General features: G+C 58.8%; 27 protein-coding genes. 7 read left to right on the top strand and 20 right to left on the bottom strand.

Going from position 1 to position 25,781, the window contains the following annotated elements; all coding sequences use genetic code 11:
- Positions 1-27: 27 nt before the first annotated feature.
- The 8 genes from ACR0LI_RS08485 to ACR0LI_RS08450 all read right to left on the bottom strand — a co-directional run bounded on the left by ACR0LI_RS08485 (position 28) and on the right by ACR0LI_RS08450 (position 7,759).
- On the bottom strand, positions 28-2,229 hold the full coding sequence (locus ACR0LI_RS08485) for a 3-hydroxyacyl-CoA dehydrogenase NAD-binding domain-containing protein (RefSeq protein ID WP_480718335.1): 2,202 nt from the start codon (positions 2,227-2,229) through the stop codon (positions 28-30).
- Positions 2,222-2,710 carry a cupin domain-containing protein gene (locus tag ACR0LI_RS08480; RefSeq protein WP_209547121.1) on the bottom strand — a complete coding sequence of 163 codons (489 nt, stop codon included), beginning with the start codon at positions 2,708-2,710 and terminating at the stop codon, positions 2,222-2,224. The genes ACR0LI_RS08485 and ACR0LI_RS08480 overlap by 8 nt, the downstream gene beginning before the upstream one ends.
- Complete coding sequence (locus ACR0LI_RS08475; protein WP_171633703.1) at positions 2,710-3,921, bottom strand: acetyl-CoA C-acetyltransferase; 1,212 nt, start codon at positions 3,919-3,921, stop codon at positions 2,710-2,712. The genes ACR0LI_RS08480 and ACR0LI_RS08475 overlap by 1 nt, the downstream gene beginning before the upstream one ends.
- 11 nt (positions 3,922-3,932) lie before the next feature.
- Complete coding sequence (locus ACR0LI_RS08470) at positions 3,933-4,571, bottom strand: glutathione S-transferase family protein (protein WP_171723608.1); 639 nt, start codon at positions 4,569-4,571, stop codon at positions 3,933-3,935.
- 60 nt (positions 4,572-4,631) lie between these two features.
- The gene (locus ACR0LI_RS08465) at positions 4,632-4,844 is read right to left on the bottom strand and encodes a hypothetical protein (protein ID WP_152457422.1); all 213 of its coding nucleotides are present in this window, start codon (positions 4,842-4,844) and stop codon (positions 4,632-4,634) included.
- 53 nt (positions 4,845-4,897) lie between these two features.
- Positions 4,898-6,679, bottom strand: coding sequence for an acyl-CoA dehydrogenase C-terminal domain-containing protein (locus ACR0LI_RS08460; protein WP_171723607.1), 1,782 nt, complete (start codon positions 6,677-6,679; stop codon positions 4,898-4,900).
- A 42-nt stretch (positions 6,680-6,721) separates the two neighbouring features.
- On the bottom strand, positions 6,722-7,123 hold the full coding sequence (locus tag ACR0LI_RS08455; RefSeq protein ID WP_480718334.1) for a MerR family transcriptional regulator: 402 nt from the start codon (positions 7,121-7,123) through the stop codon (positions 6,722-6,724).
- A gap of 267 nt (positions 7,124-7,390) precedes the next feature.
- Positions 7,391-7,759 carry a MerR family transcriptional regulator gene (locus ACR0LI_RS08450; protein WP_117869541.1) on the bottom strand — a complete coding sequence of 123 codons (369 nt, stop codon included), beginning with the start codon at positions 7,757-7,759 and terminating at the stop codon, positions 7,391-7,393.
- Between the two features lie 115 nt (positions 7,760-7,874).
- On the opposite strand from ACR0LI_RS08450, the gene ACR0LI_RS08445 reads away from it, so the two are divergent.
- The 3 genes from ACR0LI_RS08445 to ACR0LI_RS08435 are packed head-to-tail and all read left to right on the top strand — an operon-like array spanning position 7,875 to position 10,133.
- Positions 7,875-8,294, top strand: a complete 420-nt coding sequence (locus ACR0LI_RS08445; RefSeq protein ID WP_480718333.1) for a PaaI family thioesterase — start codon at positions 7,875-7,877, stop codon at positions 8,292-8,294.
- A 1-nt stretch (position 8,295) separates the two neighbouring features.
- Positions 8,296-8,814 (top strand): PaaI family thioesterase, encoded by a 519-nt coding sequence (locus ACR0LI_RS08440; RefSeq protein WP_152457427.1) that lies wholly within the window; start codon positions 8,296-8,298, stop codon positions 8,812-8,814.
- A gap of 2 nt (positions 8,815-8,816) precedes the next feature.
- On the top strand, positions 8,817-10,133 hold the full coding sequence (locus ACR0LI_RS08435; RefSeq protein ID WP_480718332.1) for an MATE family efflux transporter: 1,317 nt from the start codon (positions 8,817-8,819) through the stop codon (positions 10,131-10,133).
- On the opposite strand, the gene arsC is transcribed toward ACR0LI_RS08435, so the two are convergent.
- The 4 genes from arsC to ACR0LI_RS08415 are packed head-to-tail and all read right to left on the bottom strand — an operon-like array spanning position 10,130 to position 12,289.
- Entirely contained in the window at positions 10,130-10,471 is a 342-nt protein-coding gene (arsC, locus tag ACR0LI_RS08430; RefSeq protein ID WP_171633692.1) for an arsenate reductase (glutaredoxin), read from the bottom strand. The two genes, ACR0LI_RS08435 and arsC, sit on opposite strands and share 4 nt — an antisense overlap.
- A complete protein-coding gene (locus ACR0LI_RS08425; protein ID WP_480718331.1) occupies positions 10,468-11,526 on the bottom strand; it encodes a quinone-dependent dihydroorotate dehydrogenase in 1,059 nt (352 codons plus the stop codon). Before ACR0LI_RS08425 ends, arsC begins: the two co-directional genes overlap by 4 nt.
- Positions 11,523-11,954: a DUF1330 domain-containing protein gene (locus ACR0LI_RS08420; protein WP_480718330.1), complete on the bottom strand. Its 432-nt coding sequence runs from the start codon at positions 11,952-11,954 to the stop codon at positions 11,523-11,525. The genes ACR0LI_RS08425 and ACR0LI_RS08420 overlap by 4 nt, the downstream gene beginning before the upstream one ends.
- A complete protein-coding gene (locus tag ACR0LI_RS08415; protein WP_171228386.1) occupies positions 11,951-12,289 on the bottom strand; it encodes a DUF952 domain-containing protein in 339 nt (112 codons plus the stop codon). The genes ACR0LI_RS08420 and ACR0LI_RS08415 overlap by 4 nt, the downstream gene beginning before the upstream one ends.
- Before the next feature lie 107 nt (positions 12,290-12,396).
- Here ACR0LI_RS08415 and ACR0LI_RS08410 point away from each other — a divergent pair, with 107 nt between their 5' ends.
- A complete protein-coding gene (locus ACR0LI_RS08410) occupies positions 12,397-13,974 on the top strand; it encodes a bifunctional metallophosphatase/5'-nucleotidase (RefSeq protein ID WP_480487043.1) in 1,578 nt (525 codons plus the stop codon).
- Positions 13,975-14,035: 61 nt separating this feature from the next.
- Here ACR0LI_RS08410 and ACR0LI_RS08405 read toward each other — a convergent pair whose 3' ends face one another.
- On the bottom strand, positions 14,036-15,259 hold the full coding sequence (locus tag ACR0LI_RS08405; RefSeq protein ID WP_480718329.1) for a tetratricopeptide repeat-containing sulfotransferase family protein: 1,224 nt from the start codon (positions 15,257-15,259) through the stop codon (positions 14,036-14,038).
- A 69-nt stretch (positions 15,260-15,328) separates the two neighbouring features.
- On the opposite strand from ACR0LI_RS08405, the gene ACR0LI_RS08400 reads away from it, so the two are divergent.
- From ACR0LI_RS08400 to mnmH, 3 genes are read left to right on the top strand one after another with little or no spacing between them, the layout of a single operon-like run.
- Entirely contained in the window at positions 15,329-15,700 is a 372-nt protein-coding gene (locus ACR0LI_RS08400; protein ID WP_253283244.1) for a hypothetical protein, read from the top strand.
- Positions 15,701-15,743: 43 nt separating this feature from the next.
- Positions 15,744-16,409 carry an SOS response-associated peptidase gene (locus ACR0LI_RS08395; protein WP_171633676.1) on the top strand — a complete coding sequence of 222 codons (666 nt, stop codon included), beginning with the start codon at positions 15,744-15,746 and terminating at the stop codon, positions 16,407-16,409.
- Positions 16,410-16,456: 47 nt separating this feature from the next.
- Entirely contained in the window at positions 16,457-17,509 is a 1,053-nt protein-coding gene (gene mnmH / locus ACR0LI_RS08390; RefSeq protein WP_480489732.1) for a tRNA 2-selenouridine(34) synthase MnmH, read from the top strand.
- On the opposite strand, the gene selD is transcribed toward mnmH, so the two are convergent.
- From selD to ACR0LI_RS08355, 7 genes are read right to left on the bottom strand one after another with little or no spacing between them, the layout of a single operon-like run.
- A complete protein-coding gene (gene selD, locus ACR0LI_RS08385) occupies positions 17,500-19,659 on the bottom strand; it encodes a selenide, water dikinase SelD (RefSeq protein WP_480718328.1) in 2,160 nt (719 codons plus the stop codon). The genes mnmH and selD overlap by 10 nt on opposite strands.
- A 5-nt stretch (positions 19,660-19,664) precedes the next feature.
- Positions 19,665-20,051 (bottom strand): Na+/H+ antiporter subunit G, encoded by a 387-nt coding sequence (locus ACR0LI_RS08380; protein ID WP_480718327.1) that lies wholly within the window; start codon positions 20,049-20,051, stop codon positions 19,665-19,667.
- Between the two features lie 7 nt (positions 20,052-20,058).
- Positions 20,059-20,328 (bottom strand): K+/H+ antiporter subunit F, encoded by a 270-nt coding sequence (locus ACR0LI_RS08375; RefSeq protein ID WP_152457439.1) that lies wholly within the window; start codon positions 20,326-20,328, stop codon positions 20,059-20,061.
- Entirely contained in the window at positions 20,325-20,822 is a 498-nt protein-coding gene (locus ACR0LI_RS08370; RefSeq protein WP_171633666.1) for a Na+/H+ antiporter subunit E, read from the bottom strand. The genes ACR0LI_RS08375 and ACR0LI_RS08370 overlap by 4 nt, the downstream gene beginning before the upstream one ends.
- A complete protein-coding gene (locus tag ACR0LI_RS08365; protein WP_480718326.1) occupies positions 20,822-22,366 on the bottom strand; it encodes a monovalent cation/H+ antiporter subunit D in 1,545 nt (514 codons plus the stop codon). Before ACR0LI_RS08365 ends, ACR0LI_RS08370 begins: the two co-directional genes overlap by 1 nt.
- Complete coding sequence (locus ACR0LI_RS08360) at positions 22,363-22,722, bottom strand: Na+/H+ antiporter subunit C (protein WP_480718325.1); 360 nt, start codon at positions 22,720-22,722, stop codon at positions 22,363-22,365. Before ACR0LI_RS08360 ends, ACR0LI_RS08365 begins: the two co-directional genes overlap by 4 nt.
- Positions 22,722-25,592, bottom strand: coding sequence for a monovalent cation/H+ antiporter subunit A (locus tag ACR0LI_RS08355; RefSeq protein ID WP_480718324.1), 2,871 nt, complete (start codon positions 25,590-25,592; stop codon positions 22,722-22,724). The genes ACR0LI_RS08360 and ACR0LI_RS08355 overlap by 1 nt, the downstream gene beginning before the upstream one ends.
- Between the last annotated feature and the right edge of the window lie 189 nt (positions 25,593-25,781).

The raw sequence follows: 25,781 nt of genomic DNA, 5'->3' as shown, positions 1-25,781 counted from the left end.
GTGATCTCACGCGCCTGCGTCACTGATTCAGGCAGCCTTTGCTTCGGGGTTGAAACGCCCGTAGAAGGTTTGACCCTTTTCTGCCATCTCACGCAGCAGCGGCGGGCAGGCAAAGCGTTCGCCATATTTCTCGGCCAGCTGATCACATCTTTCGGCTGCGTAGGGCGTACCGATTATGTCGAGCCAGCTGAGCGGACCACCGGACCACGGCGCAAAGCCCCAGCCCAGAATGGCGCCCACGTCGCCTTCACGGATGTCTTCCAGAACACCCTCTTCCAGCGCGCGGACAGCTTCCAGAACCTGAGCAAACATCAAACGTTCCTGCACTTCGATCAGGTCAGGCTGGTCATCGGCAAGCGGATACTTGTCTTGCAGGCCCTTCCAGTATTCGACGCGCTTGCCCTTCTCGTCATAGTCGAAGAAACCGGCATTCGCCTTGCGGCCCAGGCGGCCCTGTTCTTCCATCCAGAAGATCAGATCGTCCGAGGGGCTTTCCGGATAGGCATTGCCCATGGCTGCCTTGGTCGCCCGAGCGATCTTGGCCCCCAGATCAATCGAGGTTTCATCGGTCAGTTGGATCGGACCAACCGGAAAGCCCAACTGACGCGCAGCGTTGTCGATCAGCACGGGGCTCACGCCTTCGGTGATCATCCGTGCGCCTTCGTTGATGTACGGAATGATGCAGCGATTGGCGTAGAAGAAGCGCGCATCGTTGACCACGATCGGCGTCTTGCGGATCTGGCGCACGTAGTCGAGCGCCTTGGCAACGGCGCGATCACCGGTTTCCTTGCCCTTTATGATCTCGACCAGCAACATCTTCTCGACCGGTGAGAAGAAGTGGATGCCGATGAATTGGTCCGGACGCACGCTTGCCTTGGCCAGATCGGTGATCGGCAGGGTCGAGGTGTTCGAGGCAAAGATGCAGTCCTCGGGGATGATTGCCTCGACCTTTTTGGTCATCTCGGCCTTTACGCCCATGTCTTCAAACACGGCTTCGATGATCAGGTCACACCCTTTCAGATGGTCCAGATCCGGTGTCGACGTGATGCGGGCCAGCATGGCCTCTTTCTTTTCGGCCGTGACCTTGCCGCGCTTGATACCCTTGTCCAGATAGGTTTCGGTGTAAGCTTTGCCTTTGTCGGCCGCCTCTTGATCGCGGTCGACCAGAACGACTTCCATGCCAGCTTGGGCCGAAACCAGCGCGATACCGGCCCCCATCATCCCAGCGCCCAGAACGCCGATCTTCTTAACACGCTGATCGGGCACACCTTTCGGACGGACCGCGCCTTTTTCAAGCGCTTCCTTGTTGAGGAACAGTGACCGGATCATCGCCGACGAGGACGGGTTCATCAGAACGTTGGTGAACCAGCGGGCTTCAATTTTCAAAGCGGTGTCAAAGTCGACCAGCGCGCCTTCATAGATTGCGCTCAGAAGGGCTTTGGCCGCGGGGAAGGCGCCTTGCGTTTTCCCATGAACCATGGCGCTCGCGCCCACGAAGGTCATGAAACCGGCAGGATGGTAGGGCGCACCACCGGGCATCTTGTATCCCTTCGCGTCCCAGGGTTTCACCAGGTCGGCGTCCTTGGCATTCAGAACCCATTCCTTGGCAGCGGCAACCGGATCGTCGGCAACTGCGTCGATCAACTGCGCGCCCTTGGCCTTGGCCGGGTCCATCATCTTGCCCTCAAGCAGCACCGGGGCCGCCGCCATGGCGCCCACCATGCGGCTGTAACGGATGGTGCCGCCGCCGCCGGGGAAGATGCCCAGCAGGATTTCGGGCAGCCCGATCTTGGATTTTGGGTTGCTTGTCATGACGCGGTGATGGCAGGCCAGTGCGATCTCGGTCCCGATCCCGGCGCAGGTTCCGTTGATCGCGCAGGCGATGGGCTTGCCACCTTTCTTGGTCTTGGGGTCCATGCCCGCCAATTCCAGTTTGCGCAGGATGTGATGCCCGCCCATGACGAAATCAAACAACGCCTGCGCAGGTTCGTCCCCCGCTTCCTGACGGATAGTGGCCAATGTGTTCAGGTCCATTCCGCCGGCAAACGAGCCTTCCTTGCCCGAGGTAATGACAACACCTTTGATCTCGTCGTCGCTCAGGGCCTGATCAATCAGTTGGCTGACTTCTTGAAAAGCCTCGCGGGTCAGCACGTTCATGGATTTTCCCTGGGCGTCCCAGGTCACAAAGGCGACGCCGTCCGCGTCTTTGGTCAGAGTGAAATCAGTCATTGTCATCTCCAATCTGGTCAGCCGTCAGCGGGCTGCCGTCTTTCCGGGTGAAAGAGAATCCGTTTTCATCATCCTTCACCATCATGTCTATGTCGCTGTAATAGCCAGTCTCGGTCGGGGTCCGTGTGCCCACCACCAGAAAGGTCGCGGGCGTATCGGTCTTGTTCACAAGGTGGTGGCCATTGGCCTCACCAGCGGGCCAAGCGGCGCAGTCACCGGGCAGCATCTCATGCTCACCATCGTCATCGATCAGCACGCATTTGCCGCTGAGCATGATGGCAAACTCGTCCTGCTCCATATGGTAGTGGCGCAGCGACGAGAGGCCCTGAGGCTCCAGCCGCACGATGTTGACCCCGTATTGGGTCAACCCGCCCGCATCCCCGACGCGCTGCACGAAACGACCAGCGGTCGCCTCGGCCAGCTTGCCCGGATAGGACGAGCCCCCCTTGAACGGGATCTGAGAGAGATCCAGCTTGGGCATCAGACCCGCTCGATAATCGTTGCCGCACCCATGCCGGACGCAATGCAAAGCGTGGCCAGACCGGTTTCCTTGTCCTGACGCTCCAGTTCATCCAGCAAGGTGCCGATGATGATCGCACCGGTTGCGCCCAGCGGGTGACCCATCGCGATTGACCCGCCGTTGACGTTCACCAACGCCGGGTCGACATCAAACGCCTGTTGGAACCGCAGTACGACCGAGGCGAAGGCTTCGTTCACTTCGAACAGGTCCAGATCGCTGATCTTCATGCCGTTGTCGGCCAGAATTTTCTCGGTCACTGGAACTGGGCCGGTCAGCATGATGGTCGGGTCGGTACCGATTTTGGCGGTGGCCTTGATGCGGGCGCGCGGTTTCAGGCCGTATTTCTCGCCGAATTCCTTGTTGCCGATCAGCACGGCCGCAGCCCCATCCACGATGCCCGAGCTGTTGCCCGCATGGTGGATGTGATTGATCCGCTCAAGATGTGGGTATTTCAGCATCGCCACCTTGTCGAAGCCGGGCATCTGCTCGCCCATCATCTGGAAGGACGGGTTCAGCGCGCCAAGGCTTTGCATGTCGGTGCCCGGGCGCATGTATTCGTCGCGGTCCAGAATAGGCAGGCCGTTCTGGTCTTTGACCGTGATGATCGACTTTTCGAACCGGTTGTCGGCCCAAGCTTCGGCCGCGCGCTTTTGCGATTCAACCGCCAGAGCGTCTGCGTCATCGCGGCTGAACCCGTACTCTGTGGCAATGATGTCGGCCGAGATGCCCTGCGGCACAAAGTAGGTCTCCATCGCCAGAGAGGGGTCAACGGCAATCGCCGCCCCGTCGCTGCCCATGGGAACACGGCCCATCATCTCGACGCCACCGGCGATATAAGCGTCGCCCGCGCCGCCCTTGACCTGGTTTGCGGCCAGGTTCACGGCTTCCATCCCGCTCGCGCAGAAGCGATTGATCGCCAGGCCGGGGATCGACTGGTCCAGATCCGAGGCCAGAACCGCCGAACGTGCCAGACAGCCGCCTTGCTCCATCACCTGCGTGACGTTGCCCCAGATCACGTCCTCGACGGCGTGGCCTTCCAGGTTGTTGCGTTCCTTCATCGCGTTCAGGGTCAGGGCGGACAGGCGTACCGAGGTTACCTCGTGCAGGCTGCCATCCTTGCGGCCCTTGCCGCGCGGGGTGCGCAGGGCGTCATAAATATAAGCTTCGGTCATGGGTCTTCTCCTCAAGCTCGATCCGACGGGTTGCCGGGCATCAGGTCATAGGGGTGTTTCCAGCCGGGCTGTTCGGACAGGCGAGTCAGCCAGGCGTCGATGTTGGGCCAGTCGGCACGGTCAAAGCCGAATGGTTCGGGGTAATACAGATAGCCGCAGCAGCTGAGATCGGCGTTGGTCACGCCGTCGCCGACGATCCAGTCACGGCCTTCCAGATGCGCGTTCAGCACCTGATAAGCGGCCTTCAGGCGGCCCTGGTTGAAGGCGATCACATCCGGGTTGCGATGCTGTTCGGGCAGAAAGTTGATCAGGAACCGGGTCAGGCCCGCCATCGAGCTAAGCTTGTGATTGTCCCACAGCACCCAGCGCAGGATGTCATAGTTCTCTTCCCGGTTTTTGCCTCCGAACTTGCCTGATTTTTCAGTCACATAGGCCTGAATGGCACCGGATTGGGAGGTTTGGAAATCGTCATCGACCATGAAGGGCGCTTCGCCCATCACGTTGATTTCCGAACGGAACTCGGGGCTTCGGGTGACGCCGTTGAAGAAATCGACAAAGACCGGTTCCCAATCGAGGCCAGACATTTCCAGCGCCAGAGCGGCCTTGTAGGAATTGCCGCTTTCTCCGAAGCAGTGCAGTTTTATGGTCATGCAATCGCCCCTCCCGTGGCGTTTAGTGCATCTTTCATCCTAGCTTGGCGGTTCTGGTGCCTAGCGCTTGCGCGCCTCCAACTCGGAATTGAAAAGACGCAATCGATGGGTAAGGTTGTCTTCATCAATGACGCTGTTGAAATTTTCGAACAGAAAAGACAGCGCTTCGCCTTCATCTAATCCTGCCTCACGGGCAAAAGCCCTGAGCTTTCGATAGCCGTCCTCGGTCATGGCGACCGGGAATCGGCGGGTCAGGCGAAATCGTTTTGGCATTGTATCTCCTCCGAAAACCGGCTCCGGGGCGGGGCCCCGGAACCGGAGAAAGATCAGAAGTTTGCAGCCTCCAGCGCCATGACCGTATCTGCGCCAGTTTGAATGCGCGACAGATGCAACGCCGTGGCGGGCAGACGGCGGGCCATGTAGAAGCGGCCGGTGTCGATCTTGGTCTCGTAGAACTCTTTGTCCGACGTGCCACTGTCCAGCGCTTCTTGTGCGGCCTTGGCCATACGGGCCCACATCAGGCCCAGGCAGACATGACCGAACATGTGCATGAAGTCATAGGAACCGGACAGCGCGTTGTTCGGATTTTTCATGCCTTCCTGCATGAAATACATACCAGCCGCCTGCAGATCCTTGGACGCAGCCTTCAGCGGTTCGATGAAGGCTTTGTCATAAGCCTCGTTCTGGCCTGAGTTTTCCTTGCAGAAGGTTTTGACCATGTCGAAGAAGGCCATGACGTGCTTACCGCCATCCTGCGCCAGTTTGCGGCCAACAAGGTCCAACGCCTGTACGCCGTTGGCGCCTTCATAGATCATGGCGATCCGGGCATCGCGGGTGTATTGCGACATGCCCCATTCTTCGATGTAACCATGGCCCCCATAGACCTGCTGCGCCTGAACGGTCATGTCGTAGCCTTCGTCGGTTAGGAAGCCTTTGATGACCGGGGTCAGCAGCGAGATGAGCCCGTCCGCATCCTTGTCTCCTGCGCGGTGCGCCTTGTCGATCATGGTCGCGCCCCAAAGGATGAACGCGCGCGCGCCTTCGGTAAAGCTTTTCTGATCCATCAGGTTGCGACGGATATCAGGATGCACGATCAGAGGATCGGCCGGACCATCCGGATTTTTGACACCGGTCACATCGCGCCCCTGCAAACGATCCTTGGCATATTCCAGAGCGTTCTGGTACGCCGCTTCGGCCTGCGACAGGCCCTGCATACCCACACCCAGACGCGCTTCGTTCATCATGGTGAACATGGCGCGCATGCCCTTGTGCTCTTCGCCCAGCAGCCAGCCGGTGGCTTCGTCATAGTTCATGACGCAGGTCGAGTTGCCGTGGATGCCCATTTTCTCTTCGATCTTGCCGACCGAGACGCCGTTGCGTTCGCCCAAAGAGCCGTCTTCGTTGACGATGAACTTGGGGACGATGAACAGCGATACGCCTTTGATACCCTCGGGGCCGCCGGGGATTTTTGCCAACACCAGATGGATGATGTTGTCGGCCATGTCGTGATCGCCAGCCGAGATAAAGATCTTCTGGCCCGAGATTTTGTAGCTGCCGTCGCCCTGCGGTTCCGCTTTGGTGCGCATCAGGCCCAGATCGGTGCCGCAATGCGGTTCAGTCAGGTTCATGGTACCGGTCCATTCACAGCTGACCATTTTGGGCAGGTACTTGTTCTTCTGCTCGTCCGTTCCGTGCGCCAGAATCGCCGAGGCCGCGCCGTGCGTCAGGCCCTGGTACATGGTGAAGGCCTGGTTAGAGCCCGAGAACATCTCACCCACAGCAGTGCCCAGCACATAGGGCATGTTTTGGCCGCCATACTCTTCCGGCATGTCGAGGCCAGTCCAGCCGCCTTCCTTCATCTGCTCGAAGGCTTCCTTGAACCCGGTCGGGGTGTACACAATACCGTTTTCCAACCGGCACCCTTCGGTGTCGCCAACCACGTTCAGCGGATGCAGAACATTGGTGGCAACTTTGCCAGCTTCTTCCAGAACCGCGCCGGTAAACTCGGCTTCCAGTTCGTTATAGCCGGGTATGTCCGACTGCGAGACATTCAGTACGTCGTGCAGGATGAACTGCATGTCTTTGGTTGGCGCGTTGTAAACGGGCATGTGAAGCTCCCTTAATTCATATGTCCGGATGACAGGTCGAGGTTACTCGGCTGCCTTCTTTTCCTGTTTCATCGAGGCGATGACTTTCTCGCCCCAGCGCAACTGCTCTTTCAGATCGTCGATGGCCTGCGTCAGCTCTTCGCGGCGCGCTTCCATGTCCTCCAGACGCTCGCACGCGATTTCATAGGTGCGGGTCATCTGTGTGACCTGCTGGTCGCCGACATGGTACAAATCCAGCAATTGCCGAATTTCTTCCAGGCTGAACCCAAATCGTTTGCCGCGCAGGATCAGTTTGAGCCGCGCCCGATCACGCTTGGTGAACAGACGTTTCTGGCCTTCACGGATCGGGAACAGAAGTTCCTTGGCCTCATAGAACCGCAAGGTGCGTGGCGTGGCATCATAGGTCTCGCACATCTCACGGATGGTCATCACATCTTCGGTCATTCGTCATACTCTCGTCACTGGCGTCATGAGATATGAGTTGCGCAGTTGGTACGCGCTTTACAACACGAGAGTGACGTTTACGTAATCCAGACGCTGCGTCATTTCAAAGTTGACGTAACATCCGGTCACGTAAGCACGGTCTGACGCAATTTTCTTTCCGTAGCGTCATGCGGAATTTCCCGCCAAAGCTGTCGCAATTGCGGAAACACCGCGCATCTGCTTGCGCAGATTCAGGGTGATCAATTCGAATTTTCGGATTGGGGGCGGCTATCCCAAGGACTTGGCCGTCTGGTCGCGCAGACGCTTGAGCTCGTCCATGGCTTCGTCCAGTTGCTGGCGCTGCTGCTGAAGCTCGCTCATCTGGCGATCCGCCATCTCGACGAAGGTGGCCATTTGCGCCTCATTACCCTGATCTTCGTAGATCAATAGCCATTGGCGGATCTCTTCCAGGGGGAATCCGAACTTGCGGCCGCGCATGATCAGCTTCATCCGCGCGCATTCGCGCGGGCCGTAAAACCGAGACCGACCTTCACGGTCCGGTTGCAAAAGCTCGATGTATTCGTAATAGCGCAGAGTGCGCGGGGTCACGTCGAACTCGGCGCACATCTCTTTGAATGACAAACGGTTGTTGGACATTCCCGATCTCCTTGTCAGCAACCTAGGCGGTCCCGATCCCAAGCGCAACAGGTGGGCTTGCCCTTTGCGGAAACAGCGGCTCATAAAGGAGGGGCAGAGAACAGGACGCAAACCTATGGTCGACAAGACAGTTTTAGCCCGCCAGTTTATCGAGGCGATCCCCCATGCGCGGGCATTGAACCTCAAGCTCACGCAGATCGGCGAGGGCGAGGCAGAGATCACGTTGCCCTACAATGAGGATCTGATCGGTGATCCGCGCACAGGGGTAATTCACGGTGGAGCGATTTCCACAATTCTGGACACGTGCTGCGGTGCTGCCGTGATGAGCCACCCGTCGGCCCCAGGCGGGACAGCCACGATCGATCTGCGCATTGACTACATGCGCGCGGCGACACCGGGTCAGACGGTGACTGCGCACGCCGTCTGCTATCACATCACGCGGAACGTGGCGTTTGTACGCGCGACGGCTAGGGACCAGGACAAAGACCTGCCGGTGGCCACGGCCTCGGGGTCCTTTACGGTTGAGGGGAAATAACATGGCAAGACCTCGTCCCGAACCAATGCAGGTGGTCAAGCAGCGACGCGATGCAGCGTTGCGAGCGCTGGTTGACGGCGTCCCGTATATCCGCTTTCTCAATATCAGCTTCGACCGGCGCGGGGACGAACTGACCGGTGTTCTGAACTTCGACGACAAGTTGATCGGCAACCCGTTTCTGCCTGCGATTCACGGCGGTGTAACCGCGGCATTCCTCGAAGTGACCGCCGTCATTACCCTCAGTTGGGAACATATGTTCCCACGTATCGAAAGTGGCGAGATCGACGGAGAGGCGATTGTGACCGACCCGAATATCCGCTTTCCCAAGACCATCGACTTTACTGTCGACTATCTGCGCTCGGGCCTTCCACGGGACGCATATGCACGGGCCTTCATCAGCAGATCCGGGCGGCGGTATGCCTCGGTCCGGGTCGAAGCCTGGCAGGATAACCATGCGAAACTGTTTGCGCAGGCTTCCGGACATTTCCTGATGCCGCAACCTCCCAGAGATAAGAGCTGACCGTGCAGGACACCTCGGCGCCCATCACGCACAGGCGGGTGCTGAAGATCGCGGTGCCCATTGTTCTGTCGAATGCCACCGTGCCGATACTGGGTGCGGTGGATACGGGCGTTGTCGGTCAGATGGGCGAGGCGGCCCCGATCGGGGCGGTCGGCATCGGGGCTGTGATCCTGTCCACAGTCTATTGGATCTTCGGTTTCCTGCGGATGGGCACGACCGGGATGGTGGCGCAGGCACGCGGGGCAGGCGATACCGTCGAAACCCGGGCGCTGCTGATGCGCGGCCTGATCCTGGGAGGCGCGGCAGGGCTGTTCTTTATCCTTGCGCAGGTGGCCGTGTTTGCGGGTGCGTTCGCGCTTTCCCCGGCAAGCCCCGAAGTCGAAGCCCTGACCCGATCCTATCTGGAAATCCGCATCTGGGGGGCGCCCGCCACCATCGCGTTATATGCCGTTACCGGCTGGCTGATCGCCGTCGAACGTACGCGCGGCGTGTTCATCCTTCAGGTCTGGATGAACGGGTTGAATATCGGTTTAGACCTGTGGTTCGTTTTGGGCCTTGGCTGGGGGGTCGAGGGGGTTGCCATTGCCACCCTGATTGCAGAATGGACCGGATTGGCTTTGGGGTTGTGGCTTTGCCGGGATGGGTTCGCAGATGGAATCTGGCGCGATTGGGCTCGGGTTTTCGATGCCGCCCGGCTGCGGCGTATGTTGCAGGTCAACGGTGATATCATGCTGCGATCGGTTCTGTTGACCGGATCGTTCACGACATTCCTTTTTGTTGGCTCGGATCTGGGTGACGTGAATCTGGCGGCCAATCAAGTTTTGCTGCAATTTCTTGAAATCACCGCCTTTGCGCTTGATGGGTTTGCCTTTTCCGCCGAAGCGCTGGTCGGAGGCGCAGTCGGTGCCAGAGACAGGTATCAGGTGCGTCGCGCCTCTGTCATGGCCTCGCAATGGGGTGTCGGGGGGGCGCTGTTGCTGGCGGCGGTTTTCTTCGTTGCCGGACCGGCACTGATCGACCTGATGTCAACTTCACCACAGGTGCGTGAAGCCGGGCGCGAATACCTGTTCTGGGCCGCGATCGCCCCGGTGATCGGGGTGGCAAGCTGGATGTTCGATGGTATCTACATCGGCGCCACCTGGACCCGCGCCATGCGAAACGCGATGATTCAGTCGGTGGCGATCTATGTGGTCGCTTTGTTCATGCTGGTGCCTGTCTTCGGCAACCATGGCCTGTGGGCTGCGCTGATGGTTCTCAATATCGCGCGTGGTGTGACGATGGGCTGGCGCTATCCCAAGCTTGAGGCCAAGGTGGCCTAGAGCAACGTCAACAGGTTTTCCGGCGGACGCCCGATGGCGGCTTTGTCTCCGGCAATTGCAAGAGGGCGCTCGATCAGGATCGGGTCTTCGGCCATGGCACGGATCAGATCTTCGTCGGGCGAGGTTTTGGCCAGCCCCAGTTCCTTGAACCGTTTTTCTCCTGTGCGCATCATTTCGATGGGCGACAGCCCAAGGGCGGATTGCGCAGCGCGCAACTCGTCGATTGACGGCGCGTCTTCCAGGTACTTTCGAACGCAGACCTGTGCACCGTTTTCTTCCAAAAGCGCCAGACCGGCGCGGGATTTGGAACAGCGGGGGTTGTGCCAGTATTCGATCACAGCCAATCCTCTCGTTTGCTGCCGACGGCTTGCGATACAGTGTCAAAACCGTCACGCGCCAGCAAGTCATCCAGCCCTTTGGCGATGTCGGCCGCCAGGGAAATGCCGCCATACACCATTGCGGTGTAGAACTGCACGGCCGATGCCCCGGCGCAGATCTTGGCATAGGCTTGCTCGGCATTGCTGATGCCGCCCACGCCTATCAGGGGGATATCCCCGTCCGTCAGTTTGCTCAGCCGAGCCAGTACGCGGGTCGACTTTTCAAACAGCGGGGCGCCCGACAAACCACCACGTTCGTCTTTCTGCGCGCTGCGCAACCCGTCGCGGGACAAGGTGGTATTGGTGGCGATCACAGCGTCCACCCCGGTTTCGCGTGCGACCTCGGCAATGTCCTGCAATTCCGCCTCGGTGAGATCCGGAGCGATTTTCAGGAAGATCGGCAGCGGGCGCGGCAGCGCGTCACGTGTCTCGATCACACCGCTCAACAACGCGGTGAGAGCGGCTTTGCCCTGCAAATCCCGCAGCTTCTCCGTATTCGGGGATGATACGTTGACGGTTGCAAAATCTAGGTGTTCGGCACAATGGGCCAGCACTTTGACAAAATCTCCGGCACGGTCTTCGCTGTCCTTGTTGGCCCCCAGATTCAGGCCGATGACCGCGTCTTTGGGGCGGTCTGCCAGCCGTTTGGCCATCACCTCCATGCCTTCATTGTTGAAGCCAAAGCGGTTGATGGCTGCCTTGTCCTCGGTCAGGCGAAACAGGCGGGGTTTGGGGTTTCCCGGTTGCGGGCGCGGCGTGACCGCCCCGACCTCGACAAAACCGAACCCGGCGCGGGACAGCGGGGCCAAAACCTCACCATTCTTGTCGAACCCGGCGGCCAGCCCAACCGGGTTCGGCAAGGTCAGCCCGGCAACGACCGTTTTCAGGCGCGGCGTCGTTACCGCCCCGGGTGCGGGTGCAAGCCCAGCCTTCAACGCCCTGATCGACATCCCGTGGGCGGTCTCGGGGTCCATGCGGTGCAGGGCGGCAAGGCCCAGTTTTTCTATCAGTTTCATCCGAATGTCGCCCCGGCTTCACCAGAACCGCATCGGATCAGGCGCGACGTTTCCACCGCCGCCTGACGGTGGATCACCGCCGCCTGATAGGCCGGGTCGGTGACCATTTCCAAAAATGCATGTGCCGTCGGATAGCGGGCAATGAAAACGGCATCCCACACCTCGTCCGCCGGGCCAATCAGGGTTGATTCAAACACCCCACGCCAGAGGATGCGCGCCCCGATACGTTCAATGATCGCAGCGGTTTCAGCCCCGTAGTTCTGATAGGCTTGCGCTCCGGTCAGGTCTGCATCCGCCAGTTCATGCGCGGGTGGGTGCTGCGCCTTGGCCCGAAAGTTCACCAGGTTGAGCATTTCGATCGGCTTGTCCCGATCCAATGCCTTGAAGGCCTCGAACTGGTCGCGGTCCGGGTCAATATAGGATGTCATGACATATCCTTTGGGAACTGGTGCGCGGTGCCGTCAAACGGCAGAGGGCGTGACCAGACAACATCGCTCATCCGGATCTGGCGATAGAGATGCGGGAACAGGGCACCGCCGCGCGAGACCTCCCATTTCAGGTCGTCGCCCATCGCATCTGCGTCACAGGCCAGCAAAACCAGACCATCGACACCGGCAAAATGTTTGGCTGCTGTTTCAGCGGCTTGTTCAGCGGTGGAAAAGTGGACAAACCCGTCAGCGACGTCGATCGGAGCACCGTCCGAGGCACCCTGGTTCTGCAAGGCGGCCCACTCTTCGGCTCGGAAAATCTTGTAAATCAGCATACGGACCTGATGCCCCGCGCGGAAGATGGAATCAAGTCGGATTTCTTCTTTGACTCTCTGCCGTCATGCGCGCACGATCACCACAAATAATAACTGGGAGTACCATAATGCAGACCCGAATTTTGACTTCAGTCGCGGTTCTGAGCCTGACCGCCGGAGTTGCGGCAGCCGACTACAAGTTGACAATTTTGCACACCAACGATTTTCATGCTCGTTTCGAGCCGATCAACAAATACGACAGCGGATGCGATGCGGAAGACAATGCCGAAGGGAAGTGCTTTGGTGGATCGGCGCGCCTGGTCACAGCCGTGAAAGACGCACGTGAACGTGCCGACAATTCGATTTTGGTGGATGGCGGCGATCAGTTTCAGGGGTCTCTTTTCTACACGTACTACAAGGGCAAGGTCGCTGCCGAGTTCATGAACAAGCTGGGCTATGATGCCATGACCGTGGGCAATCACGAGTTTGACGACGGCCCGGAAGTGTTGCGTGGCTTTATCGACGCGGTTGATTTCCCGGTCCTGATGTCCAATGCCGATATTCGCGACGAAGAACTTCTGACTGACCACATCAAGAAATCCACCGTGATCGAGGTGGGGGGCGAAAAGATTGGCCTGATCGGGCTGACGCCGATCGATACGCATGAACTTGCGTCGCCCGGTCCCAACGTGACCTTTTCAGACCCGGTGCCCGCGGTTCAGGCCGAGGTCGACAAGCTGACGGGCGAAGGCGTCAACAAGATCATCGTACTCAGCCATTCGGGCTATGGCGTCGATCAGCGTGTCGCGGCTGAGACAAGCGGCGTCGACGTGATCGTTGGCGGCCATTCGAACACCTATCTTTCGAATGCATCGGACAAGGCCGTGGGCCCTTATCCGACGGTGGTCAACGGTGTGCAGATCGTTCAAGCCTATGCCTACGGCAAGTTTCTGGGCGAACTGAACGTCACGTTTGATGATGACGGCAATGTGGTCGAAGCGGTTGGTGAACCCTTGATCATGGACAACACCGTGACCGAGGATCAGGCCGCATTGGATCGGATCGCGGAACTTGCTCAGCCTCTGGATGAAATCCGAAACAAGGTTGTCGCCAGCGCGGCCGAGGCCATCGAGGGGGATCGCTCTGTATGTCGCGTACAGGAATGCCAGATGGGCAATCTTGTTGCCGATGCGATGCTGGCGCGGGTTGCCGATCAGGGCGTTCAGATTGCCATCGCGAACTCGGGTGGTTTGCGGGCGTCTATCGACCCCGGAGACGTGACCATGGGCGAAGTGCTGACCGTGCTGCCGTTCCAGAACACGCTGTCTACTTTTGAGATCACCGGGCAGACCGTTATTGACGCGCTGGAAAACGGCGTAAGCCAGGTGGAAGAGGTCAAGGGCCGGTTCCCGCAAGTGGCAGGCCTGCGCTTTACCTGGGATCCCAGCGTAGCGCCGAACGAAGGGCGTATCATTGATGTGATGGTCGCCGAGGGTGATGGGTTCGTTCCGATCGACCCGAACAAAACCTACCTGGCCGTAACCAACAACTACGTCCGCAATGGCGGCGATGGGTATTCAATGTTCGAGGGCGACGACAAGAACGCCTATGACTTCGGTCCGGATCTTGCGGATGTAACCGCGGAATATCTGGCCGAAAACGCGCCGTACCAGCCTTATGTCGACGGACGCATCCAGCAGAAGTGACTCTGTTTTTGAAAAGAACAAAAGCCGCGTCACCATGATGCGGCTTTTCTTTTATTGCGGATCAACTGAAATCGTATTCCGGCCAAAGTTCCGGGTAAAAGCCATCCAGCATCGGTTTGATCTGATCCGCGACCTCGCGCCAGCGTCCGATTGACTTGGTCGAGATCTTGTTGCGCACCTGATCCACGCTGGCCGTTCGCACCTGTCTGGTGTTCTTTTCGGGATGTACCATGGATTGGCACCACTCAATACCGCAAAACTCGGCAACGCGCTGGCTGTGGGTCAGGGGGTCCGCCACCAGTTCTTCATAGGGCATTGTCAGAATGCGGTTTCCGAACAGCTTATCCCAATGAGACATGTAACGGCGATACAGATTTGCGGTATGCGCGATCGCTTCAAGGTTGGATGCGTCGTTCATGCCATCTGCTAGGAACCGCTGGATCCATTTTGACAAACCGACATCGCGTGGATCCCGCAACATGTTGATGATCCGGGCATTCGGGAAGGCTGCAAGAATGAAGCCGACATTTTGATAGTTGTGCGGCATCTTGTCGACAAAGGCGATTGAATCCGCCGGAATCCCAGGCATCTGGTCCAGGTAGCTTTGGGCAATCGCCTTCGCGGCTTCTGAATCGAGCGACGTGCCAGACGAATAAAACTTGGCGGAAAGGTCGGTCATCAGCATTAGCTCGCCGCAACCGGCGATACCGGGCGCAGAGCTCAGCATCATCTCCATCAAAGTGGTTCCGGATCGCGGCTGACCGATAACAAAAATTGGTACCGGCATACTGTTTTGCTCTGCACTGACCCCAGGCGACCCTTCAGGGAACAGGTTCAGAATATCGGATATTTTGTTCTCTTCGATTTCGGGGTCGTAGGGCAGAATACTCTGTTGGATTGCGTTTGCCTTTGCAAATTGCGGCAAAGCCTTGGCCAAGCCTTCGCTTTTTTCGATCAGATGTGCTTTGGCAAACTCGAGCTCTTGCAATGGTTGATCTGTCTGAGCGATGGCTTCGTTCAACGCAGGGATCATCTGCGGCACGTTTTCCGGTGCGGTCAATATTGCGGATTGCAACAGGGCATTCGGGTTGTGGGGATCGGTTTCCAGTATGTTTTGCAGAACTTTGATCGCTTGGGCTCTGTCACCGGCCTGATGCAGATTGATGGCCGTTTGCAATGCAATCGTTGTGTTCTTTGGTGCCAACTCGTACGCGCGTTGGATATCCCGCGTGCTTTCTTCGACAAAACCGATGCTTTGGAAGGCGCGGGCACGCTTTGAAAGCAATTCCGCGTTGTCCGGATCTGACGCCAGTTTGTGTGTTGTGAACTGGATGATGGATCGCCAGTTTTCCCCTTGGCGCTGAATTTCGTCGATGACTCTGGTGAGTTCCCGATTGTTTGGAAATCGTTCAATCTTTTTCTCTGCGTAGGTCAATGCCTGCACAATTTGCCCTGTTTGCATCAAGGCGTTAGCCAGATTCTCGGCAAATTGTGGATCATCGGGCTTCATCCGCGAGGCTTCAATGAAATGCGGAATGGATTTCCTGTACTGCTTCATTTCGGTCAAAACGAAACCGGCGATGGCTTGGTAGTCAGCGTCCTTTGGGAATTTCTTGATACCCAGCTGGGCCTATTTCAGCGCCTGTGGCAGCTTGCCCGCATCCAAAAGGGCCATTGCTTTGCTCTTGAGGGATTGCGTTATTTGGTTATCCATATGACCCCGTAAGATCCTGTACCAGTATCAAGATTGTATCGTCGGTTGATTACCCATGTGCGGACGGTTTGCAATAACTCTTCCCAATGACGCGATGGCGCAGCTGTTTTCCGCGCGCCCGGCGAACGCGTTGCCAACCGTGCCGAACTTCAATGTTTGTCCGACAAATCAGGTGCATGTGGTTCGGGGTGGTGACTCAGGTCGGCGTCTGGATGCGCTGCGCTGGGGGTTTTTGCCGCATTGGTACAAGACGGAAACCGCCGGGCCTTTGCTGATCAACGCCCGTGCCGAGACTTTGGCGGAAAAGCCTGCCTTTCGTGATGCCTGCCGGTCGCGTCGCTGTCTGATTGTCGCAACAGGGTTCTACGAATGGACCAAGACGGACGAGGGAAAGCGCTTGCCCTGGTACATCCATCGCAGGGACGGCGCCCCCATTGCCTTTGCGGGGATCTGGCAGGACTGGGGGGTGGATGAAAACCGTCAGAGCACCTGTGCCATCGTGACGACGGCGGCCAACGAAAACCTTGGCACCATCCATCACCGGATGCCCCTGATCCTCGAACCCGAGCATTGGTCATTGTGGTTGGGAGAAGCGGGAAAGGGCGCTGCTCGTCTGATGCAGCCGGGGGCAGAGGATGTGCTGACGTTTCATCGCGTTGATCCGGTCGTGAACTCGAACCGGGCCAGCGGACCTGATCTGATCAAGCCTTTGCACGAGTGAGGGCGTGCGGCCTTTTCTTTGCAAACGCGGCAAGCTAGACCTTCGGCATGGCCCTGACCTTTTCTGATCTGACACAGCTTTATGCGCATGGTTTTGACACGGTCATCGATGTGCGCAGCCCGGCAGAGTTCGCTGAAGATCATCTGCCAGGCGCGATCAACCTGTCGGTTCTGAACAACGAGGAACGCGCCCGTGTCGGGACCATGTATGTACAGGAAAGCCCGTTTCTGGCGCGTAAACTCGGGGCCGCTCTGGTGTTCCGCAATGCGGCCAACCACATCGAGCAACATCTAAGTCACCACGAAGGAAGCTGGCGCCCTCTGGTCTATTGCTGGCGCGGCGGACAGCGTTCCGGGTCGTTCACATGGATGCTGCAACAAATCGGCTGGCGCGCGGATGTAATCGAGGGCGGCTATCGCACCTACCGCAGGCTGGTGAATGCGTATTTGTACGATGATCCGTTGCCCCATCGGTTGGTGGCGCTGGATGGCTATACCGGAACGGCCAAGACAGAATTGCTGGCACTTTTGCAGTCACGCGGGGTGCAGGTTCTTGACCTCGAAGCACTGGCCAATCACCGGGGTTCCCTGCTGGGGGAAAGACCGGGCGGCCAGCCCAGCCAGAAAGCTTTTGAATCGGCCCTGGCAGGGGCGCTTTGTGCGATGGATACGGCGCGCCCGGTCGTCATCGAAGCGGAATCGTCCAAGATCGGCAGCCTGATATTGCCGCCCAGCCTGTGGAACGCTTTGTGTTCAGCCCCACGGGTGAACATCACGGCTCCGCTCGAGGCGCGCGCCGCCTATCTCGTTCAGGCCTACGACGACATCCTGTCTGACGGCGACCGTTTGCGGGACCGGTTGTCGCCGCTGCGCTTTCATCGCGGGCACGAGGTCGTGGATGGTTGGATGCAGCTGATCGAAGCAGGTCAAAAACAGGTGCTGACCCAGGCCCTGATGGAGCAGCATTACGACCCGGCATACGCAAAGGCGCGGCGATCCCGTTCCGTCAAGGTTCTGGCCGATATTGAGATCGCCCTTTTGAACGATGCCGGCCTGAGCGAGGCGGCCACCCGGATCGAAACCCTGCTGGATCAGTCCTGAAGGCGCAGTCCCGGTGCATCGGTGAGCTCGCCGATTGCCATGGCCGGATATCCGGCGTTCCTGAGGTCTTCCAGGACGGTATCGGCATCCTTTGCCGCCACTGCGGCCAGCAGGCCGCCTGCTGTCTGCGGGTCGAATATCAGGGCGGCTTTGCCCTCGGCGGGCAGGGCAGGTGCTGTTGCCCGGTTGTCTGCAAAAAGGCTTGATCGAACACCCCGGTCCGTCAGTTCCAGCGCGCCATCCATCAACTCCACGGCATCCAGATCCATCGTGGCCCCGCATCCGGAAGCGTCGCAGATACCTTGCAGATGTCCGGCCAGACCAAACCCGGTCACGTCGGTCATCGCATGGGCCCCGGCCAATATGCGGGCCGCCTTTCCCTGCGGCTGCACCATGTGCCGGTAGGCTGCGGCGACCCAGACACCATTGGCCTGGCCTGCCATCTCGGCCGCCATAAGAACGCCGCTTCCTATGGGTTTGGTCAGGATTAGACAGTCGCCCGGTTGCCCGCCGGCCAGTGTTATCGGGTCGGCGTCGCACAGGCCGGTCAGTGTGAATCCGATTGTCATCTCGTCACCCATGGAACTGTGCCCGCCCACGATATCGGCACCGGCGTCCCGCATGACGTCTCCTGCGATCGACATGATTTCCGCCATGGTACGGCGTTGCAGGGCAGCAGACATGCGCGGAAGGATGATCGTTGCCGTGGCAGCCTGAGGTGCGGCCCCCATGGCCCACACATCCCCCAGGGCATGTACAGCGGCGATGCGCGCCATAAGTGCGGGATCATTGGTAAAAGCCCGCAGGTGATCTGATGTCATGACCTGCCGAACCCCGCCCGTCTGAAGCAGAGCCGCGTCGTCGCCGGGCAGGGGGATGATATCCGGGCGAACGGGATCGGGCTGCGATTTCAGCGCCACCTGCAATGCTCCGCGCCCGACCTTGGCACCGCATCCGCCACACATCGGTTTTTCGCCTAGCGCCTCGACAAGCCCGGCGGCATGTGCGCGCGGCAGCGCGGGGGGCTTCATCTGCGGCAAGTCCCGGAACTTGTTCATGAAAGTCTGGTCGATGTGGTTCTTCCATTTCCACATCATCGCTCCGCTGTGGGACAACCCCAACCGCTCGCCCAGCGCTGATTTGCCGCCCAGTGAAATCAGCTTCAGGTAATCTTTCTGCGGGACGTACTTGCGCATCCGTCCAGCCCCCAACGCCGCGCGCAGATTGTCGAACAGAACCGGTGCTTCGCGCACTGCATAAACACCGGCTTTGGGTCTGGGATTGTCCGTAAGATAGGCGCAATCACCGGCGGCAAAAACCACGGGATCGCTGGATTGCAGGTAGCTGTTTACCCGGATGAAGCCATCCTCAAGGTCCAGCCCGGTCTTTTCGATCCAGCCATAGGGGCGGGCTCCGGCCGCACCTGTCACGAAACCGGCCGGGATTTTGCGCCCGTCCTGCAAAGCGACGTGATCCGAAGCGATCCGGCTGATCGCGGCGTTTTCGATCACCTCTACACCAAGATCCTGCATCGCACGGCGGATCGTCTCTGCCGCTTTGGGTTTGGTGGCCGTCAAGGCAATGGCATTGTCGATCAGCGTAACCTGCGCTGACCGACCCTTGGCCCTGAGCGCATGAGCCATCGCCATGACCAGTTCAACCCCGGCGATTCCACCGCCGATCACGACGACCGAGGCAGGGCCGTTGCCCGCCAGATAAGCAGCCCATTCTGCCGCGAATGGTCCAAGTGGTTTGGCCGGTACAGCATGTTCCGCAAAGCCGGGCATTGCGGGCATGTCCGAAGTGATCCCAACATTGATCGATGCCACATCGAAACCCACCGGAGGACGCCCGGGAACATGGATTTCCTGACGTTCGGTATCGATTCCATCGACCGCGCCCAGAATGACGCGTGCGCCTGCGAAGCGGGCCAGTCTGACCAGATCGATGTCCAGCCGCCACCGGTCATAGTGCCCGGCGACATAGCCTGGCAGCATTCCGGAATACGGGGCCGTCGGGCCGGGGTTTATCACGGTCACACGCGCCCCGGGCAACGGGTCCATCCCCCATTTGCGCAGCAGCAGCGCGTGGGTGTGGCCTCCGCCAACAAGAACCAGATCGCGGGTCAGGGGCAGCGGAGGAATATGCATCGGTTTCAATTCGCGCTATGATCCGGAACGTCTTCGACCTGCTCGACGGCGTGGGTGGCCCAAAGTTCATCCTCGCCGGCATCCGGCAGGTCCTCGGGTTTTTCATGCCGGTGTATGTGCCATTTTGCAATGAACAGGGCCGTGATCGGAGCGGTCAGGAACAGGAACAGAGTGATCAGCAGCTCGTGCAGGGACAGCTTTCCTTCCAGAAGAACAGAATGCACGATCGAAGCCAGAAGCACGCCGCCCACCCCCAAGGTCGTTGCCTTGGTCGGGGCGTGCAGGCGGGACATTGGGTCATTCAGCTTGATCATGCCAAAAGACCCGACAAAGCCGAAGATACCCGAGACGATCAGGAAAGAGGCGATCAGCAGTTCCACGAAGAATGTCATCCCGCCCTCATTCGATAATGTTGCCGCGCAACATGAAGCGCGCATAGGCCACGGTGGAAACAAAACCGAGCATGGCAATGATCATGGCGGCCTCGAAAAAGATCTCGGTCCCCTGATCCAACCCATATAGGATCATCAGGGCGATTGTGTTGATTACCATAGTGTCCAAGGCCAGAACCCGGGTGCCGACCCCGTCAGCGGTGATGATACGCCACAGACACATCATGATCGCCGCACCGAAACAGGCAAATGCAAAATAAATCGCGTAGTCGATCATTCGAAAATCTCCTTCAGGCGACGTTCATAGCGCTGTTTGATCTGGTCCCGCACGGCCTCGGGGTCGGGGGCATCAAGACAGTGCACCAGCAGATTATGCCCCTGAGCTGACAAATCACAACTAACGGTGCCCGGAGTCATCGTGATGGTGCCCGCAAGAACCGTGATCGCTTCGGGTGTGCGCAGCTCAAGCGGGACACAGACCCAGTTGGGCTGGCGGTTGTCATTGCGTTTGAACAGGATGATCCGGGCCACCGTCACGTTCGCAACCACGATATCCCAAAGCACCACCAGCATGTATTCCACAACCATTGGCCAGTTGCGAAGTTTGGGACGATCCGGCCAGTAGGGTTGTGTGACGAATGGAATGATGATCCCGAGGATCAGGCCAAAGATCAAAGAATTCAGCGAAGGCTTGTTCGCCAGCAGAATCCAGACAAGCGTCAGCAAAATCGTCAGGTGAGGGTGCGGGAAAATTCGGCGCAGCAGTTTCATCACTCTTCCCTTCCCAAGACGGCAGAGATGTAGTTTTCAGGGGTAAACAACTGCTCTGCGGTTTTGCTCGTGTACTCCAGGGCCGGACCCGCGAACAGGGTCAGCAGGACCAGACCTGCCACGGCCCCGAACACAGCCGTAAAAGCAAGGCCGGGGTGCGGTTCGGGGGCGGCGGCGACAGACGCGTTTTCGCCTTCGGCGGTTTCATCGGTTGTGACAACCTCAGCGTCGTAGCTTTTCCAGAAGATCAGCGTCCCGGCACGGGCCAGCCCGACGATGGTGACGAATGATCCAATCAGGATAACGGCCCAGACCGTGGTGGCATCGGATGCATCGCGCGAAGCGTCCAGAACCAAAAGCTTGCCAACAAAGCCGGACAGCGGCGGCATTCCAGCCATCGCAATGGCGCCGACAAAGAACAGGGCGGCAATCAACCCGCTTTGCGGCATCGGCGGCTTGGGGGCTATGGCCCCTCCCTGCCGTTCTATGATCAGGTCAGCAATGAGGAACAGCAACGCGGTCGCAAGTGTCGAATGGAACACGTAATAAAGGGCGGCAGCCGTCGCGCCGGGCGTGAACTGTGAAATCGCGATCAGCAAAGTACCCATGGACGCGATGGCGCAAAAGGCAACCATGCGGGCAATATGCTGCGAACCCAGAATGCCGATGGCACCGACGGCAAGCGTCAGCAGCGCCGCGGGTTGCAGCCAATCGCCAACCAGACCCTGCGTGACTTCGACGTCGGGACCGAAGGCCAGAGTGTACATTCGCAGGATCGAATAGGCTCCTACCTTGGTCATGATTGCAAACAGGGCCGCAACCGGCAGCGGGGCGTTGGCATAGCTGGCGGGCAGCCAGAAGTGCAGCGGCAGAACGGCAGCCTTGATGCAGAAGACCAGCAGCAACAACACCGCACCAACCCGCAACAATGCGGTATCTTCGGCTGGGATCTCCGCAACGCGCACGGCGATGTCCGCCATGTTCAGCGTTCCGGTCACGCCATAGATCGTGCCAAGGGCAAACAGAAACAGGGTCGACCCCAACAGGTTATACGCCACATACTGCACACCCGCTTTCAACCGTACCGCGCCACCGCCATGGGTCATAAGGCCGTAAGACGCGATCAGCAGCACCTCGAAGAACACGAAAAGGTTGAAGGCGTCGCCGGTCAGGAAGGCGCCACAGACGCCCATGAGCTGGAAATGAAACAGCGCGTGGAAATGCTTGCCCCGGTCATCCCAGCCCGAGGCGATGGCATAAAGCACGATCGGCAGGGCCAGCAGGGCGGTCAGCAGAACCATCATTGCGGACATGCGATCCAGCACCATAACGATGCCAAAGGGGGCGGGCCAGTCGCCAAGCTCGTACACCTGAATTTCCCCGCCCGAGGCCTGAGCCGTGATTGTCAGCGCAATCCCAAGCAAAGCCACGACACCCGCGACCGAGAAGATACGTTGCAAGTCCAGATGGTATCGCAGGACCATGATGATGAAAGGGGCCAGAATCGCGGGCAGGACGATCGGCGCAACGATCCAGTGGTTCATGCGTCATCTCCCGGCGCGTCAACATTGTCCTGGGCGGTCATGTCGATATGGTCATTCTTGGCGGACAGGTATGCGCTGAGCGAGATCATCACGATCACGGCGGTCATCCCGAACGAGATCACGATGGCCGTCAGGACCAACGCCTGTGGAAGTGGGTCGGTATAGGGCACGTCCTTGTACTTGTTCAGAACCGCAGGCGCGTTCAGCGCCAGTCGTCCGGTCGCGAACAGGAAGACATTCACCGCGTATGTGATCAGAGACAGGCCCAGAATGACCGGAAACGTCCGGCGGCGCAGGATCAGGAAGATCCCGGCGGCGGTCATGATACCGACGGCAGAGGCTACGAGCGCTTCCATCAGGCCTGCTCCTTCTCTTGTTGCTCTTCCGGTGGGTTGTCTCGCAGGGGATTGATATCCATCGGGAATTCCTGTGCCATCCCCGGTTGCCACGCAAAGCGGGACAGGCTGTCCAATGCCAGCATGACCGCACCCAGAACCGCCAGGAATACGCCTGTATCAAACAGCATGGCGGTGGCCCATTCGAATTCCTCAAGCGGAGGCCAGTTGATGTAGCCGAAATCGCTGGTCAGGAAGGGGCGTTCGTTGAACCACGCGCCCAACCCGGTTGCCGCAGCGATCAGAACACCCCAGCCGATGGTGCCGTGGTAATAGAACCTCTGCCGCTCGATGGCCCAGGTATAGCCGCTGGCCATGTATTGCATCAGATAAGCGATGGCGACGATCAGGCCGGCAATAAAGCCTCCGCCGGGCTGGTTGTGCCCGCGGAAAAAGATATACGCCCCGACCATCAGTGCGATCGGCATCATGACGCGGGTGACCACAACCATCATCAGCGGATGCGAATCCCCGGATTGCGGCCAATGCGGTTTGCGGTTCAGCAGGTAACTGCGGACATTTGTCCCGAGAACGGATTCCGTCAGCGCAAAGATGATCAGCGCGGCGATGCCCAGAACGATGATCTCGCCAAAGGTATCAAAACCCCGGAAGTCGACGAGGATCACATTGACCACATTGGTGCCGCCGCCGCCTTTGTAGGAATTGGCCAGATGGAACTCTGAAATCGTCGGGAACGCGAAATCGCGCATCATCATCGCGTAGATCAACGCACCGGTGCCAAGGCCCGCGACCACAGAAATCGCCGCGTCCCGCCAGCGCCGCGCCGCTGAACTGTCCCAGGGCGTTTCGGTCGGCAGGAAGTTCAGCGACAGCAACAAAAGGATCATTGTCACCACCTCGACCGAGATTTGCGTCAAGGCAAGGTCCGGGGCCGAGAGATAGTTGAAGGCAATCGAAACGATCAGGCCGACGACACCGATCAATACCAGTGACAAAAGACGATTCCGGTGGAACCACATAATGCCCAGCGTCGCACCCACAAGGCAGATCCAGCCAATGATCGGAATGATCTGAGCCGGCAGCGGAACGCGGGTTTCAATGCCGATGGTTCCGGTCGAATACGCGTAATAGCCCAGGCCAACGGTAAAGGCGACAAAGATGATCGCATAGCGGCTGAGGACCCCGTTGTGCATCTCATCGGTGATCCAGCGGCTCAGCCGGGTCAGCGCTTCTATGATTGTTTCAAAGATCTGCTTGGCTTCGGGGCGGGGCAGGGCGTTCCAGATCCGCTCACCTCGTCTGTGCAACGCCAGTAGGAATAGACCGCCCAGCGTGGCCACGACCGACATGTAAAGCGCCGGTGTGAAGCCATGCCAGAGTTTCAGCGAGTAATACGGAAGCTTCTCGCCGCCGATCACCGCGCTGGACACTACTGCGACCAATGGGCCGACAATGGTCGCGGAATAAAGGCCGATCAGAATGACAAGTACGACCAGGAAAGCGGGCGCAATCCACAACCCAACGGGCGGATCATGCGGATGTGCCGGATAATCTTCCCGCTGAGGTCCAAGAAAGACGTGGCTGACGAAGCGGAAGGAATACGCGGCCGAGAACAATGCAGCCAACAGCGCCAGCCCCGGCACCAGGTAATGAGAGTGCATCCATGTGGTGTGCACGGTTTCCTCAAGCATCATTTCTTTGGACAGGAAACCGTTCAGAGGCGGCAGCCCGGCCATCGAGAGGGCGGCAATCGTGCCAATGGTGAAGGTGATCGGCATCAGGTGGCGCAAGCCACCCAGTCTTTTGATATCGCGTGTGCCGGTTTCGTGATCCACGATCCCGGCGGTCATGAACAAGGCGGCTTTAAACGTTGCATGGTTGATGATGTGAAACACGGCAGCGACGGCTGCAATCTTTGTGCCAAAGCCCAGCAGCATGGTGATGAGGCCCAAATGCGAAACGGTCGAAAACGCCAGCAGCGCCTTAAGGTCGTCCTTGAACAACGCGATAGACGCGCCAATCAGCATGGTGACCAGCCCCGTCGTGGCGACGATATAGAACCACGCATCCGTGCCTGCCAGAACCGGCCACATCCGTGCCATCAGGAACAGGCCCGCTTTCACCATGGTGGCAGAGTGCAGATAGGCTGAAACCGGTGTCGGCGCGGCCATGGCGTGCGGCAGCCAGAAATGAAACGGGAACTGCGCCGACTTGGTAAAACAGCCCAGCAGGATCAGGATCAGCGCAGGCATGTAGTAGGGTGAGGCCTGGATCAGTTCTTTGTTCTGCAAAATGACGCTGAGATCGTAAGACCCCACGATATTGCCGAGGATCAGCATCCCGGCGATCATCGCCAAGCCGCCAGAGCCGGTGACGGCCAAGGCCATGCGCGCGCCCTGCCGACCTTCGGGAAGGTGCTTCCAATAGCCGATCAGCAGGAATGAGCTGAGCGATGTAAGCTCCCAGAAAACAATCAAAAGCAGGATATTGTCGGACAGGACAATACCAACCATCGCCCCCTGAAACAGCAGCAGGTAGGTATAGAACTGCCCCATCGGATCTTCGCGCGACAGGTAGAACCGTGCGTAGAGAATGATGAGCAATCCAATGACGAGGATCAGCAACGCGAACAAAAACCCCAGGCCGTCCAGCATGAAGTTCGCGTTCAGCCCCAGCCCCGGTATCCAGTCGAACCGGGCGGTCACGACGTCTCCGCGCATCACCGCAGGGGCATGGATCAACAGGCCCATCAGGGCCAGGAATGTGGTTAACCCGGCGGCGGAGGCGGCTGCGTTCCGACCTGCCCGGATCAGCAGGGCAGGAAAAACAGCGCCGAGGAAGGGAAGGGCCGCGATAAGGAATAGGGACAAGTGCGATACTCCGGTCTGGGCGGTCAGTGTGAAGCCAATTTTGTAAGGATATTTTCCCGACTGTCCAGATATTGTAACTTTTTTACAGAGTCCTATTGGCCCCATCAGAAACTCTGCAAGGATTCGAAAAAATGACGTGATCTTGATGCGGGCCGGGTTTTTCAACGCCCCCGTTTCAGACCATCTGTG

The sequence above is a fragment of the Ruegeria sp. CL7 genome (assembly GCF_056536445.1).
The sequence above is the reverse complement of the archived record's forward strand: the minus strand, read 5'-3'. Positions and strand labels throughout refer to the sequence as shown.